Source organism: Pseudomonas sp. JV241A (assembly GCF_900275665.1).
Lineage (GTDB): Bacteria > Pseudomonadota > Gammaproteobacteria > Pseudomonadales > Pseudomonadaceae > Aquipseudomonas > Aquipseudomonas wadenswilerensis.
In genome coordinates, this window is sequence record NZ_OPYO01000013.1 from 1 (window position 1) to 13,377 (window position 13,377).

14 protein-coding genes and 1 pseudogene are annotated in these 13,377 nt (G+C 62.7%); 8 read left to right on the plus strand and 7 right to left on the minus strand.

The genetic code is table 11. The annotated features are described in order from the left end of the window. Positions 1 to 497: pseudogene (locus JV241A_RS06615) on the plus strand (patatin-like phospholipase family protein); the annotation flags it as partial. A 6-nt stretch (positions 498 to 503) separates the two neighbouring features. On the opposite strand, the gene JV241A_RS06620 reads toward JV241A_RS06615, so the two are convergent. Both JV241A_RS06620 and JV241A_RS06625 read right to left on the minus strand, forming a co-directional pair. Then, entirely contained in the window at positions 504 to 1,307 is an 804-nt protein-coding gene (locus JV241A_RS06620) for a VacJ family lipoprotein (RefSeq protein WP_134061652.1), read from the minus strand. Continuing rightward, positions 1,300 to 2,598 (minus strand): serine/threonine protein kinase, encoded by a 1,299-nt coding sequence (locus JV241A_RS06625; RefSeq protein ID WP_115085798.1) that lies wholly within the window; start codon positions 2,596 to 2,598, stop codon positions 1,300 to 1,302. The genes JV241A_RS06620 and JV241A_RS06625 overlap by 8 nt, the downstream gene beginning before the upstream one ends. Positions 2,599 to 2,839: 241 nt before the next feature. Between JV241A_RS06625 and JV241A_RS06630 the strand changes: the two genes are divergently transcribed. Continuing rightward, entirely contained in the window at positions 2,840 to 3,202 is a 363-nt protein-coding gene (locus JV241A_RS06630; protein WP_134061654.1) for a hypothetical protein, read from the plus strand. 90 nt (positions 3,203 to 3,292) lie between these two features. Here JV241A_RS06630 and JV241A_RS06635 read toward each other — a convergent pair whose 3' ends face one another. Next, on the minus strand, positions 3,293 to 4,849 hold the full coding sequence (locus tag JV241A_RS06635) for a beta (1-6) glucans synthase (protein WP_134061656.1): 1,557 nt from the start codon (positions 4,847 to 4,849) through the stop codon (positions 3,293 to 3,295). 224 nt (positions 4,850 to 5,073) lie between these two features. Between JV241A_RS06635 and JV241A_RS06640 the strand changes: the two genes are divergently transcribed. The 3 genes from JV241A_RS06640 to JV241A_RS06650 all read left to right on the plus strand — a co-directional run bounded on the left by JV241A_RS06640 (position 5,074) and on the right by JV241A_RS06650 (position 8,080). After that, positions 5,074 to 5,922 (plus strand): glycine betaine ABC transporter substrate-binding protein, encoded by an 849-nt coding sequence (locus tag JV241A_RS06640; protein WP_115085800.1) that lies wholly within the window; start codon positions 5,074 to 5,076, stop codon positions 5,920 to 5,922. Positions 5,923 to 6,113: 191 nt separating this feature from the next. Next, on the plus strand, positions 6,114 to 6,425 hold the full coding sequence (locus JV241A_RS06645; RefSeq protein WP_010224173.1) for a DUF485 domain-containing protein: 312 nt from the start codon (positions 6,114 to 6,116) through the stop codon (positions 6,423 to 6,425). Next, the gene (locus tag JV241A_RS06650) at positions 6,422 to 8,080 is read left to right on the plus strand and encodes a cation acetate symporter (protein ID WP_115085801.1); all 1,659 of its coding nucleotides are present in this window, start codon (positions 6,422 to 6,424) and stop codon (positions 8,078 to 8,080) included. The genes JV241A_RS06645 and JV241A_RS06650 overlap by 4 nt, the downstream gene beginning before the upstream one ends. Positions 8,081 to 8,222: 142 nt before the next feature. On the opposite strand, the gene JV241A_RS06655 is transcribed toward JV241A_RS06650, so the two are convergent. Continuing rightward, complete coding sequence (locus tag JV241A_RS06655) at positions 8,223 to 8,375, minus strand: DUF3309 family protein (protein WP_010224169.1); 153 nt, start codon at positions 8,373 to 8,375, stop codon at positions 8,223 to 8,225. Between the two features lie 242 nt (positions 8,376 to 8,617). Between JV241A_RS06655 and JV241A_RS06660 the strand changes: the two genes are divergently transcribed. From JV241A_RS06660 to csrA, 3 genes are all read left to right on the plus strand, one after another. Further along, positions 8,618 to 9,433 carry an SDR family oxidoreductase gene (locus tag JV241A_RS06660; RefSeq protein WP_134061658.1) on the plus strand — a complete coding sequence of 272 codons (816 nt, stop codon included), beginning with the start codon at positions 8,618 to 8,620 and terminating at the stop codon, positions 9,431 to 9,433. Positions 9,434 to 9,486: 53 nt separating this feature from the next. Continuing rightward, complete coding sequence (locus tag JV241A_RS06665) at positions 9,487 to 9,819, plus strand: YnfA family protein (protein ID WP_115085803.1); 333 nt, start codon at positions 9,487 to 9,489, stop codon at positions 9,817 to 9,819. Positions 9,820 to 9,954: 135 nt separating this feature from the next. Next, positions 9,955 to 10,137, plus strand: a complete 183-nt coding sequence (gene csrA, locus JV241A_RS06670) for a carbon storage regulator CsrA (RefSeq protein ID WP_115085804.1) — start codon at positions 9,955 to 9,957, stop codon at positions 10,135 to 10,137. A 1-nt stretch (position 10,138) separates the two neighbouring features. Here the strand turns inward: csrA and JV241A_RS06675 are convergent, their stop codons facing one another. From JV241A_RS06675 to ngg, 3 genes are all read right to left on the minus strand, one after another. Beyond that, on the minus strand, positions 10,139 to 10,366 hold the full coding sequence (locus JV241A_RS06675) for a YheU family protein (RefSeq protein ID WP_010224164.1): 228 nt from the start codon (positions 10,364 to 10,366) through the stop codon (positions 10,139 to 10,141). 66 nt (positions 10,367 to 10,432) lie between these two features. After that, positions 10,433 to 11,617 (minus strand): osmoprotectant NAGGN system M42 family peptidase, encoded by a 1,185-nt coding sequence (locus tag JV241A_RS06680; RefSeq protein WP_115085806.1) that lies wholly within the window; start codon positions 11,615 to 11,617, stop codon positions 10,433 to 10,435. A 14-nt stretch (positions 11,618 to 11,631) separates the two neighbouring features. Further along, positions 11,632 to 13,377, minus strand: coding sequence for an N-acetylglutaminylglutamine synthetase (gene ngg / locus JV241A_RS06685; RefSeq protein WP_134061660.1), 1,746 nt, complete (start codon positions 13,375 to 13,377; stop codon positions 11,632 to 11,634).

The window sequence follows — 13,377 nt, forward strand, 5'->3', positions numbered from 1 at the left end:
ATCTAGGGGCCAGTCGGGTGCTGGTGGTCGGGGTCAGCGGCAACCCGCAGCGGCCCAATGAAGGCGAGATGCGCCAGCGCATCTTCAGCGGTCAGCAACCGAGCCTGGCGCAGATCGGCGGGCACATGCTCAACAGCACCTTCATTGACAGCCTGGAAGACGATATCGAACTGCTGCAGCGGCTCAATCATCTCAGCCACTTGATGCCCGAGCACCTGGAACGCCGGCGCCTGGGCCTGGCGCCGGTCGAGGTGCTGGTCGTCGCGCCCAGCCAGCCATTGGACGAGATCGCCGCCCGCCACCGGCGTGAATTGCCGGCCGCCCTGCGCCTGTTCCTGCGCGGCCCGGGAGCGACCAAAACCAGTGGCGCCGGGGTGCTCAGCTACCTGCTGTTCGAAGCCGGTTACTGCTGCGAGCTGATCGAGCTGGGGCGCCGCGACGCGCTGGCCAAGCGCCGCGAACTGTGTAGCTTTCTCGGCCTGCCGCCGCTTGCCTAGAACAGCTTACTCGGCGATCTGCAGCTTGCGCGCCTCGGTGTAGACGTAGCGCACCTTCTCGTACTCGAACGGCGAGTTCAGCTGGCCATAACGGAAGCTGGTGGTGTAGCGCTTGTCGACACCCCGCAATATCCAGACTTCCGGATGATTGCTGCTGACTTCGGCAACGTTGAGGAAGTTGATCCAGTTCTCGGCGCTGTAGTCCACCGCCAGGCCCCCGGTATCGCGCAGGTTCGACGGACCGAGGATCGGCAGCATCAGGTACGGGCCATCCGGCACGCCATAGAAACCCAGGGTCTGGCCGAAGTCTTCGCTCTGGTGCGGCAGGCCCATCTTGCTCGCCGGGTCCCACAGGCCGGCAACGCCGATGGTGGTGTTGAGCAGCAGCCGCGCGGTGATTTCCATCGAGCGTTTGCCCTTGAACTGCAACAGACTGTTGAGCAGGTTGGGCACATCGCCAACGTTGCTGAAGAAATTGCTCACGCCGGAACGCACGAAGTGCGGGGTGATGTAGCGGTAGCCGTTGACTACCGGCAGGAATACCCATTGGTCAAAGCGGTAGTTGAAGTGATAGATCCTGCGGTTCATCGACTCGAGCGGGTCATAGACGTTCAGCGCCGCCAGGGTCGAGCGTTCGAATTCGCGCTGGTCCAGGCCCGGGTTGAATTTCAGTTCCTTGAGCGGTTCGGTGAAGCCATCGGTATCGACCTTGTCGGCTTCGATGACGCTGGCGCGCGGCGCGGTTTCTTCGGCTGCCTGGGCCAGGCCGCTGGCCAGCAGCGCGCTAATAATCAGTAGGCGTTTAACCACGGAAGAACTCCAGCATGTCGTCGCTGTTGACGCGGTAATTGAGGTTGCCGCAATGGCCGCCGTGAGGGTACAGGGTCAGGCGGTCGCCAAAGGCGCTACGCAGGAAGCCCAGGTCGCCAGGGCCGAGGATGACGTCGTCGGCGTTGTGCATCACGGCGATTTTCGGGCTCTTCTGCAGGTAGTCCTTGAGCGCATAGAGGCTGACCTGATCGACCAGTTGCAGCAGGCTGCCGCCGTCAGTGCGGGCACGCCACATGGGGATCACCTGCTCCGTCAGGTAGCAGTCGAAGTCGCATTGCAGGGCACGCTTGAAGAACGGCGTGAGGCTGCTGCCTTCGGTGATCGGGTACTTGGGCGGAATGATCAGGCCACGGCGGTTGATCAGGTCGGAGGTAAAGGCGATATCGGCCGCCGAGAAGCGGAACGAGGTGCCGATGACCATCGCCATCTGTTCATTGGACAGGTGCTGGCGCGACTGCTGGAAGTCGTAGAGCAGCGCATCGTTGAGGTCGATGTAGCCTTTCTGCTGGAAGTAACGGGTCAGCTTGTTGAGTACCAGCTCATAAAAAGTCGTGCTGTTGTTGACGCCCTTGACCTCGGTCTGCACCAGCTTGTCGAGGTTGCTGATCGAGGTGTAGAGGTTGACCGGCGGGTTGAGCAGCAGCACGCGCTTGAAGTTGAAGCTGCGCCGGGTTTCGTCCAGGTGGCTTACGAAGGCTGCGTCCAGGGCGCCGAGGCTGTAACCGCTGAGGTAGTACTCGCTGACCGGCAGGCGCGGGTGCTGGGCACGCACACCCTGCATCACCCGGTAGAGGTCTTCGGCGTCTTCCTTGGTTACGCCTGGGGTGGCGTGGCGCGAGGCGGCGGTGATGAAGTCGAAGCTGGTCGGCGACGACAACTGCACTACGTGGTAGCCGGCCTTGTAGTAGAGCTTCTTCAGGTATTCGTTGATGCTGCTGGAGTAGGGCGCGCCGGTACCGGCGATCAGGAAGATCAGCGGCGCTTCGTGGTCCTGGCGGGCCAGGCGGTACTTGAGTTGTTTCACCGCCCAGAAGTTGTCCGGCAGGGTGAAGGCCCGCTCCGGACGCATGTTCAGGCTGTAGTCGGACTGGGTGATGTCGTCGTCGCTGGGCAGTTCCGGGCGTAGCTCCGGCGGCGTCGTGGCGATGGTCGCCTCGAACGGGTTGGTCAACGGATAGCCATAAGTGGCGGCGTCGATGGTTTGTGCCCAAGCGCACGCACTCGAGATAAAGCCACCCAACAGGGCAGCGAGGCGCAGAGAACGAAGCATGACGGATCCCCAAAAAAGCAGCAGCAAAGTGCGTTACGCAGGCTAGGACCATGGTGGCCCTGGCAAAGTTGCCTGGCGCTCCGGCATTTATCGTCCCAGATGTTGCCGCTGCCCCATGAGGGCTCGCAACAATTGGTTCCATTTCTCTATAGGACAAAGTAGCTGAGGCTGGCGCTTTTGCCTTGCATAGACGCCCCGGACGATTATGCTGGGCGCCGATTTCAAGTTTCTGGAGTGTCGCATGTCCCGCCGTTTACCGCTGATCGCTTTGCTGGTTTTTCTGCCCTTGTGGCTGGCGGCGAGCTATGGGCTGCGTTATGTGCTGATGGAAGATGCCCACTGGGTCGCTACCTGCGCCGACCAGGCGCAACTCTGGGGCTGCCAGGCGCGTTCGGTGATGGGCTTGATGATTCACTTCAGGGTGCTGGCGTGGTCGGCTTTGGGCCTGGCGTTGCTGGCCATGCTGGTGTCCGGACGCGCAGGCTGGCGCCTGGCGGTTGCGGCACTGGTGTGCGGCGTTCCGGCGTTGGTGCTGTACACCGCGAGCATTGCCGTGTTTGCCGTGGTGCTGGCGGGGTTGCGCTTGGTGCGGCGCTCCAGCTGACATTGCGGCGCTGCCATCGCTGGCAAGCCAGCTCCCACAGGATCTGTTGTGGGAGCGGCGGTGCGACGCCTCGACTTGCCCCGCGATGGCTCACTGCTGAACCCGAACCCTCAGGCTGCGCCACAACGCCGCCACCATCAGTACACTGACCCCGGTCCAGACCAGCGCCTGCTGGTTGCTCAGCCCCTCAAGGAATAACTGCGGGGCAATGCCGCCACCAATGATCAACGCCAGCAAGGCCGCTTCAGCCCGTCGTGCCGCTACCGGCCGCAGCAGGTACACCACCGCCGGCAACAGCAAGGCCGGGCTCGGGAAACTGCGGTACCGCGGGTCGAACACCAGCGCCAGCATGCTTACCGACGCAGCAAAACCTGCCGCCAGCAACCACCAGCCCGCACGCGCTTCAAGCCAGGCAAACGCCCGTTCGCGCCAGCCCTGGCGCTGCGCCAATGCCAGCGCGGCATGGGCCAGCACCAGCAGGTTCAGCCCCACCAGCAGGATCGCCCAGAGCCACTCTCCGGCAAAACGGCTGTTGATTCGCACCATTTCGCCCCACAAGCCCAGGCTGGCTGCGCCCAGCGCTGCCAACAGCGGCAGCAGCAACGCAGCGCGGGTACCGCGCACACGCCCGGCCAGCAGCAGGGTGATGCCGAACAGCACGACACCGGCACCCAGCCATTGCGGCCAGAACGTCAGGTTGCTCACCGGCCCTTCAAGAATGCCCTTGTCCTGACGGTCGGCGTCATACAGGCCCCAGTAGCCACCCACGGCGCCTTCGCTGGCACGTTTCCACGGCTGGTCGAAGGCTTCGATCAGGTTGTACTTCCAGCCCTGTTGTTCGGCCATGGCGACGAAGCCACGGATAAACCGCGCCTCGTTGACCCGGCTGGGCAGGGCGGTCTCGCGCTGGCGGCCTTCGCTCGGCCAGCCGGTTTCGCCAATGACGATATCCTTGGGCGCGAAGCGGTTGCCGAACACCTGGCGAATCTCGCCGACGTGCACCAGGGCATCGTCGATGCTCTTCGGATCGTCTTCCCAGTAGGGCAGCAGGTGGATGGTCAAGAAGTCCACCGTCGGGGCGATCTCCGGGTGCTGCAGCCAGAATTCCCAGACATCGGCGTAGGTCACCGGCACGCTGACCTGGCTTTTCACCTGGTTGATCAGCGCCGCCAGTTGCGGGCCGGTGACTTCCTTGCGCAGCAGGGTTTCGTTGCCGACGATCACCGCCTTGACCACATCCGGGTTGGCGTTGGCCGAGGCGATCAGGGCCTTGACCTCTTTTTGCGAGTCCACCGGGTTGGCGTTGATCCAGGCGCCGAGCATCACCTTCAGGCCATGCTTGCGGGCCAGGTCCGGGATGGCCTCAAGGCCGGTCATCGAGTAGGTGCGAATGCACTCGAAACGCCGGGCCAGCAGGGCCAGGTCGGCGTCCATGCGCGCCGGGCGCAGCTGGAACGGTTGGTCGAACGGCGATTGGTCCTTGTCGAACGGGGTGTAGGAGGCGCATTGCAGCTTGTGCGAAGCGCTGGCCGCATCCGGCAGCACCACCGGCTTGCCCAGGCCGTACCACAGCCCTCCCAGGGCAAACAGGCCCAGCAGGCAGGCGAACAGGTAGGGTAGGAGCGGGAAGCGCGCAGTCGAGGGCATGGATCGGACCGTCTGGGAACAAAGCCGCCAATAGTACCCGCAAATGGCGCCGGCCAAAGCCTTGGGCTACAAACTTAGCCAGGGTGGGTGTTGCTTGATGTAACGATCTGCCTTGCTGGCGATGTGATGTCGTTTCTCGTTGCCTTGAGGTCGTTACCAGAGCAGGTCAGCGACCATGCGCGGTTGATGATGCAGCTTCCGTGACGTGACGAGGGGATGCTTGGATGAAAATGCGACGACTCCTGGGGGTGGGCACCGCCCTGGTAATGGCCATTGGCGCGGGGCACGCGCTGGCCAAGGAAGTGAGCATCGGCTATGTCGATGGCTGGTCCGACAGTGTGGCGACCACCAACGTCGCCGCCGAAGTCATCAGGCAGAAACTCGGCTATGACGTCAAACTGCAGGCCGTGGCCACCGGCATCATGTGGCAGGGGGTTGCCACCGGCAAGCTCGACGCCATGCTTTCGGCCTGGCTGCCGGTAACCCATGGCGAATACTGGACCAAGAACAAGGACAACGTGGTCGACTACGGCCCCAACTTCAAGGATGCCAAGATCGGCCTGATCGTCCCCGAGTACGTCAAGGCCAGTTCCCTGGCCGACCTCAAGACCGATGACAGCTTCAAGAAAAAAATCGTCGGCATCGACGCCGGCTCCGGCGTCATGCTCAAGACCGACCAGGCAATCAAGGACTACGACCTGGCCGGTTACAAGCTGCAGGCCAGCTCCGGCGCAGCGATGACCGCAGAACTGGGCCGCGCCTATGCCAAGCAGCAATCGATCGCGGTGACCGGCTGGGTGCCGCACTGGATGTTCGCCAAGTGGAAGCTCAAGTTCCTCGAGGATCCCAAAGGCGTGTATGGCGCCGCGGAAACCGTCAACAGTATCGGTAGCAAGGACCTGGACAAGAAGGCGCCGGAAGTGGCGGCGTTCCTGAAGAAGTTCCAGTGGCAGTCCAAGGATGAAATCGGTGAGGTCATGTTGGCCATTCAAGAGGGCGCAAAACCCGAAGCCGCGGCCAAGGACTGGGTGGCCAAACACCCGGAACGCGTAGCGGAATGGACCGGCAAGTAATGGCTTAAAGCCTCTATCTGGCACCTTCCAGGGCCGCGGCAGCGAAAACGCTGTCGCGGCCCTGTCGTTTCAGGCTGTTACCGAATCGGTAAAAGAGTTTTGCATCTAAGACTAAGGTCGTCTGGAGTGCGTTCGAAGGCAGCATAAAGTGGAGTGGGTTCTACCTAATCTGTGCTGCGAGGACAAAAACAATGAACGACAGCATTTACCTCTCGATACAAAACAGCCCGCGGTTCAAGGAGCTGGTATCAAAACGCGAACGCTTCGCCTGGATTCTCTCGGCGATCATGCTCGGTCTCTATTCCGCCTTCATCCTGTTGATTGCCTATGGCCCGCATGTATTGGGTGCCAAGCTCAGCCCTGACTCGTCGATCACCTGGGGTATTCCCCTCGGTGTTGGTCTGATCGTCTCGGCCTTCATCCTCACGGCCATCTACGTGCGTCGCGCCAACGGCGAGTTTGACGAGATGAACAAGGCGATCCTCAAGGAGGCTCAGCAATGATCCGGCGTCTACTGGCAACCCTGGCCTTCGGCGTTTTTGCACCCGCCGTCTGGGCCGCTGACGCCCTCACCGGCGCGGTGCAGAAACAACCGTTGAACGTGTCGGCGATCGTCATGTTCGTCGCCTTCGTCGGTGCCACCCTGTGCATCACCTATTGGGCTTCCAAACGTAACAAGTCCGCCTCCGACTACTATGCCGCCGGCGGGCGTATCACCGGTTTCCAGAACGGCCTGGCGATTGCCGGCGACTACATGTCGGCAGCCTCTTTCCTGGGTATTTCCGCCCTGGTGTTCACCTCTGGCTACGACGGCCTGATCTACTCGATCGGCTTCCTGGTCGGCTGGCCGATCATCCTCTTCCTGATCGCCGAACGCCTGCGCAACCTGGGTAAATACACGTTTGCCGATGTGGCCTCATACCGCCTCGGGCAGAAGGAAATCCGCACCCTCTCGGCCTCGGGTTCGCTGGTGGTGGTGGCCTTCTACCTGATCGCGCAGATGGTCGGTGCCGGCAAGCTGATCCAGCTGTTGTTCGGCCTCGACTACCACGTCGCGGTGATTCTGGTCGGCATCCTGATGTGCATGTACGTGCTGTTTGGCGGCATGCTCGCGACCACCTGGGTACAGATCATCAAGGCGGTGCTGCTGCTTTCCGGTGCCAGCTTCATGGCGCTGATGGTAATGAAACACGTCAACTTCGACTTCAATGCGCTGTTCTCCGAGGCGATCAAGGTTCACCCCAAAGGTGAAGCGATCATGAGCCCGGGCGGCCTGGTCAAGGATCCGATCTCGGCGTTTTCGCTCGGCTTGGCGCTGATGTTCGGTACCGCTGGCCTGCCGCACATCCTGATGCGCTTCTTCACTGTCAGCGACGCCAAGGAAGCGCGCAAGAGCGTGCTGTACGCTACTGGCTTCATCGGCTACTTCTACATCCTGACTTTCATCATCGGCTTCGGCGCGATCCTGCTGGTCAGCACCAACCCTGAGTTCAAGGACGCCGCCGGCGCCCTGATCGGCGGCAACAACATGGCGGCGGTGCACCTGGCCGATGCCGTGGGTGGCAGCGTATTCCTCGGCTTCATCTCGGCGGTAGCCTTCGCCACCATCCTGGCAGTGGTTGCCGGCCTGACCCTGGCCGGTGCCTCGGCGGTGTCCCACGACCTGTATGCCAGCGTGATCAAGAAGGGCAAGGCCAACGAGAAGGATGAAATCCGCGTCTCGAAGATCACCACCATCGCCCTCGCGGTGCTGGCGATCGGCCTGGGCATCCTGTTCGAAAGCCAGAACATTGCCTTCATGGTCGGCCTGGCATTCTCCATCGCCGCCAGCTGTAACTTCCCGGTTCTGCTGCTGTCGATGTACTGGAAGAAACTGACCACCCGTGGCGCCATGATCGGCGGCTGGATGGGCCTGATCAGTGCCGTGGCGCTGATGATCCTCGGCCCGACCATCTGGGTGCAGATCCTCGGTCACGAGAAGGCGATCTACCCGTACGAGTACCCGGCGCTGTTCTCGATGATCATTGCCTTTGCCGGTATCTGGTTCTTCTCGATCACCGACAAGTCCAAGGCAGCCGACGATGAACGTGCGCTGTTCTTCCCGCAGTTCGTGCGCTCGCAGACTGGCCTGGGTGCCAGCGGTGCGGTGTCTCACTAAGTAGGCAAAAGGCAGCCTTTGGCTGCCTTTTCAGCCACAAGCCACAAGCCACAAGCCACAAGCCACAAGCCACAAGCCACAAGTTGAAGCCGTGCGCGTACTGCTTTGACTTGCGGCTTGCCGCTTATGGCTTGCAGCTTTTCTATATCTTGCCGAGCAACAACAGGATCAACAGGATGATCAGCACGGTACCGATGATGCCGGACGGCCCATAGCCCCAACTTCTGGAGTGCGGAAAGACGGGTAAGCCACCGATCAACAGCAGAATCAGGATGATGATAAGTATGGTGCCCATGGCAGTATCCTTGTTTGACTTGAGAAGTAGGCGTTACGGTGCAATCCATCTCTTCGGTCATGTGTTTCATGCCCGCCTGTTAATTCCGACTCCTGCCAGTGGCTAAAAGTTTTATTGCATCTTTACTCGGCACTTTCACCCTTGTTTGCCCTGGCCATTCAGCATCCTGATACTGCGTGGGTCGCGGCGTCGGCTTCGCTACACTGGCCTGAACTTTCCAGAACAGTACAAGGCAGCCTGCTATGCAAAAGCGCATGATGATCACCGGTGCCGGCTCGGGGCTTGGGCGCGAAATAGCCTTGCGCTGGGCGCGCGAGGGTTGGCAATTGGCCCTGGCCGATGTCAACGAGGCCGGCCTCAAGGAAACCCTGGCGCTGGTGCGTGAGGCTGGTGCCGACGGCTTCGTGCAGCGCTGCGATGTGCGCGATTACAGCCAGCTCACCGCCCTGGCCCAGGCTTGTGAAGAAAAACTCGGCGGTATCGATGTCATCGTCAACAACGCCGGGGTGGCCTCTGGCGGCTTTTTCGCCGAGCTGTCGCTGGAAGACTGGGACTGGCAGATCGCAATCAACCTGATGGGCGTGGTCAAGGGCTGCAAGGCCTTCCTGCCGTTGCTGGAGCGCAGCAAGGGCAAGATCATCAACATCGCTTCGATGGCAGCCTTGATGCAGGGCCCGGCGATGAGCAACTACAACGTCGCCAAGGCCGGGGTGCTGGCCCTGTCGGAAAGCCTGCTGATCGAGTTGCGCCAGCAGGAAGTGGCGGTGCACGTGGTATGCCCGTCGTTCTTCCAGACCAACCTGCTCGACTCGTTCCGCGGCCCGACCCCGGCGATGAAAGCCCAGGTCGGCAAGCTGCTGGAAAGCTCGCCGATCAGCGCCGCCGATATTGCCGACTACATCCACCAGCAAGTGGCCGCCGGCGAGTTCCTGATCCTGCCCCATGAGCAGGGCCGCGAAGCCTGGAAGCTCAAGCAGCGCAACCCGCAGATGCTCTACGACGAAATGGCCAGCATGGCCGAGAAAATGCGCGCCAAGGCCCGGCCTTCCCAGGCGTGAGCGCCGGTGTCAGGTATTCTTGGCCATCCCTGAAACAGCCTTGAGTACCTGGTGTGATCAATTACCTGTGGTTTTTCCTCGCGGCGGTCTTCGAGATCGCCGGTTGCTATGCCTTCTACATGTGGCTGCGCCTGGGCAAGAGCGCGTGGTGGATTGCCCCGGCCTTGCTCAGCCTTACCCTGTTCGCCCTGATTCTCACCCGTGTCGAGGCCGCTTATGCCGGGCGCGCCTATGCCGCCTATGGCGGTATCTACATCGTCACGTCGCTGTTGTGGCTGGCGTTGGTCGAGCGTGCCCGGCCGCTGGGCAGTGACTGGATCGGCGCGCTGCTGTGTGTATTGGGCGCGAGCATCATCGTCCTGGGGCCACGCCTGCAGAGTGCTTGAAGGAGCGAAAACCAAGGAAATCTGTAGGCAAAGTCGCTTGGGAAAGTGGGATTTGTCTAATTAGCCGCCGGAGCATTGAAGGCGTCCGGTACCCCGTGCAGTCTCCGGATTCCCTGATTTGTGGAGGAGCGGAGCATGTTGGTAATAGGCCGGGAAATAGGTGAAATCATCGCCATCGACGATCACATCAAGATCAAGGTGTTGTCGGTGGAAGGCAACACGGTGCGCTTCGGCATCAGCGCGCCACGGCACATCGAAGTGCACCGGGCGGAGATCTACAAACGCATCGTCGAACATCTGGCCAAGCAAGCGGGCTGAATCAGTCGAGCAGTTCCCTGGGAACGTCGTGCTTGGCCAGCAGCTGGCATTGCTGGCTGTCGAGATCGAAGAGGATGAACGCCTGTTTTTTTGCCAGCGCCTGGCGCACTCGCAGCACGCGGGTTTCCAGCGGGGTGTCGTCACCGTTGTCGGTGCCGTCGCGGGTGACGAAATCCTCGATCAGGCGGGTGAGGGTTTCGGCTTCCAGTTGGTCGTAGGGAATCAGCATGAACAGGACAGGTCTGGCGAAAAGGTACCGCCATGCTACGCGAAACCTGTCCTGGCTGTGTAGGCGCTAGTGCTTGTTGCCGACCAGGCTATCGACTGCCGGCACGCGGGTATCGCTTTCCATCTGCGTATCGTGCTCAAGCTGATGGCTGAAGCTTTCCAGCGAACTGCCGGTGGCTTGCGAGTCGCTGGCGAACACCGGCGGGCTGAGCAGGTAGGCGGTCAGCAGGCGGCTCAGCGCCGCCAGGCTGTCGATATGGGTGCGCTCGTAGCCGTGGGTGGCGTCGCAACCAAAGGCCAGCAGGGCGGTGCGGATGTCGTGGCCGGCGGTGATCGCCGAGTGCGCGTCGCTGAAGTAGTAGCGAAACAGGTCGCGTCGCGCCGGCAGCTCGTACTCGCGGGCAAGCTTGAGCAGGTGGCGGGACAGGTGGTAGTCGTAGGGGCCGGCGGAGTCCTGCATGGCCACGCTGACTGCATGCTCGCTGGAATGTTGCCCGGGCGCCACCGGGGCAATGTCGATGCCGACGAATTCACTGACGTCCCAAGGCAGGGCTGCGGCGGCGCCCGAGCCGGTCTCTTCGGTGATGGTGAACAGCGGGTGGCAGTCGATCAACGGCTGCGCGCCGCTTTCAACCACGGCCTTGAGCGATGCCAGCAGCGCTGCGACACCGGCCTTGTCATCCAGGTGGCGGGCGCTGATATGGCCGCTCTCGGTAAATTCCGGCAACGGGTCGAAGGCGACGAAGTCACCGATGCCAATGCCCAGCGACTCGCAATCGGCGCGGGTGGTGCAGTAGGCATCCAGGCGCAGTTCGATGTGCTCCCAACTGACCGGCATCTGGTCGATGGCGGTGTTGAACGCATGCCCGCTGGCCATCAGCGGCAACACGCTGCCGCGCAGCACGCCAGTGTCGGTGAAGACACTGACGCGGCTGCCTTCGGCAAAGCGGCTGGACCAGCAACCCACCGCTGCCAGCGACAGCCGGCCGTTGTCCTGGATCGCCCGCACGCTGGCGCCAATGGTGTCCAGGTGCGCGGACACCGCACGGTCCGGTGAGCTCTTGCGGCCCTTGAGGGTGGCGCGGATGGTGCCGCGGCGGGTCAGCTCGAAGGGGATGCCGAGCTCTTCCAGACGTTCGGCGACGTAGCGCACGATGGTGTCGGTGAAGCCGGTGGGGCTGGGGATGGCGAGCATTTCCAGCAGGACTTTCTGCAGGTAGTTGAGGTCCGGTTCGGGGATCTGTTCTGGCATGCGAACTCCTGTGCTCATGGCGCCGGTCGGCTGTGGGGGAACAACAGGTCGACGAAGCGCTCGGCAGTTGGTTGCGGTTCATGGTTGGCCAGGCCGACCCGCTCATTGGCTTCGATGAATACGTAGTCGGGCTGGTCGGCGGCCTTGACCATCAGGTCCAGGCCCACCACCGGAATGTCCAGGGCGCGGGCGGCGCGGATGGCGGCGTCCACCAGCACTGGGTGCAGGCGTTCGCTGACGTCCTCCAGGCAGCCTCCGGTGTGCAGGTTGGCAGTGCCGCGCACCACCAGGCGCTGGCCGGCGGGCAGTACGCTGTCGTAGTCGACGCCGGCGGCGTGCAGGGTGCGCTGGGTTTCGTGGTCCAGCGGGATGCGGCTTTCGCCGCCGGTCGCCGCCTGGCGCCGACGGCTCTGGGCTTCGATCAGGGCGCCGACGGCGTGCTGGCCGTCGCCGACGATCTGCGCCGGATGGCGGATGGCGGCGGCCACCACCTCGAAACCGATGACCACGATGCGCAGGTCGAGGCCGGCGTGGAAGCTTTCCAACAGCACGCGGCTGTCGAATTGCCGGGCGGCTTCTACCGCTTCATTGATTTCCTCCAGGGTGGTCAGATTGACTGCCACGCCGTTGCCTTGTTCGCCATCCAGCGGCTTGACCACCACCGCGCCGTGGTCTTCGAGGAAGGCCAGGTTGTCGTCGGCATTGCCGGCCAGTTGCTGCGCGGGGACTTGCAGGCCAGCGTTGGCGAGCACCTTGTGGGTCAGGCTTTTGTCCTGGCACAGGGTCATACTGACCGCCGTGGTCAGGTCGCTCAGCGACTCCCGGCAACGTACCCGCCGACCGCCATGGATAAGGGTGAACAGGCCGCCATCGGCATCGTCGACCTGCACCTCGATACCGCGCCGGTACGCCTCTTCGACGATGATCCGCGCATAGGGGTTGAGCCCGGTTTCAGGGCTTGGGCCGAGGAACAGCGGCTGGTTGATGCCGTTCTTGCGCTTGACCGCGAAGGTCGGCAGGTTGCGAAACCCCAGCTTGGCGTACAGGCGCTTGGCCTGGCGGTTGTCGTGCAGCACCGAGAGGTCGAGGCAGGTCAGGCCGCGGCTCATGAAGTGCTCGATCAAATGCCGCACCAGCACTTCGCCAACACCGGGACGGGTGCACTGTGGGTCCACCGCCAGGCACCAGAGGCTGCAGCCATGCTCCGGATCGGCGAAGGCCTTGTAATGATTCAGGCCCATGACGCTGCCAATGATCGCGCCGCTGTCTTCGTCTTCGGCCAGCCAGTAGACCGGCCCGCCATGGTGGCGCGGGGTCAGCAGCTCGGGGTCGATCGGCAGCATGCCGCGAGCCTGGTACAGGGCGTTGATGGCCTGCCAGTCGCTGTCGCTCTGCGCCCGGCGGATACGAAAGCCGCGAAACACCCGCTGCGCCGGACGGTAGTCGCTGAACCACAGGCGCAGGGTATCGGACGGGTCGAGGAACAGTTGCTGGGGCGCCTGAGCCAGCACTTGCTGCGGCGCCGCCACGTACAAGGCGATATCGCGCTCGCCGGGGCGTTCGTCGAGCAAGGCGCTGGCCAGGCTGGCCGGGTCAGGGTAGGTGTGGCCGATCAGCAGCCGGCCCCAGCCGCAATGCAGCGAACGCGGCTGGTCGTGGGGCTGGCTGCCATCGCCGGCCAGTTGCGCCTGCAGTCGCTCATAGGACGGCACCTGGCCGCGCAGCAGGCGCTGGCCGTAAGGTGAGGCATGGGCTTTCAT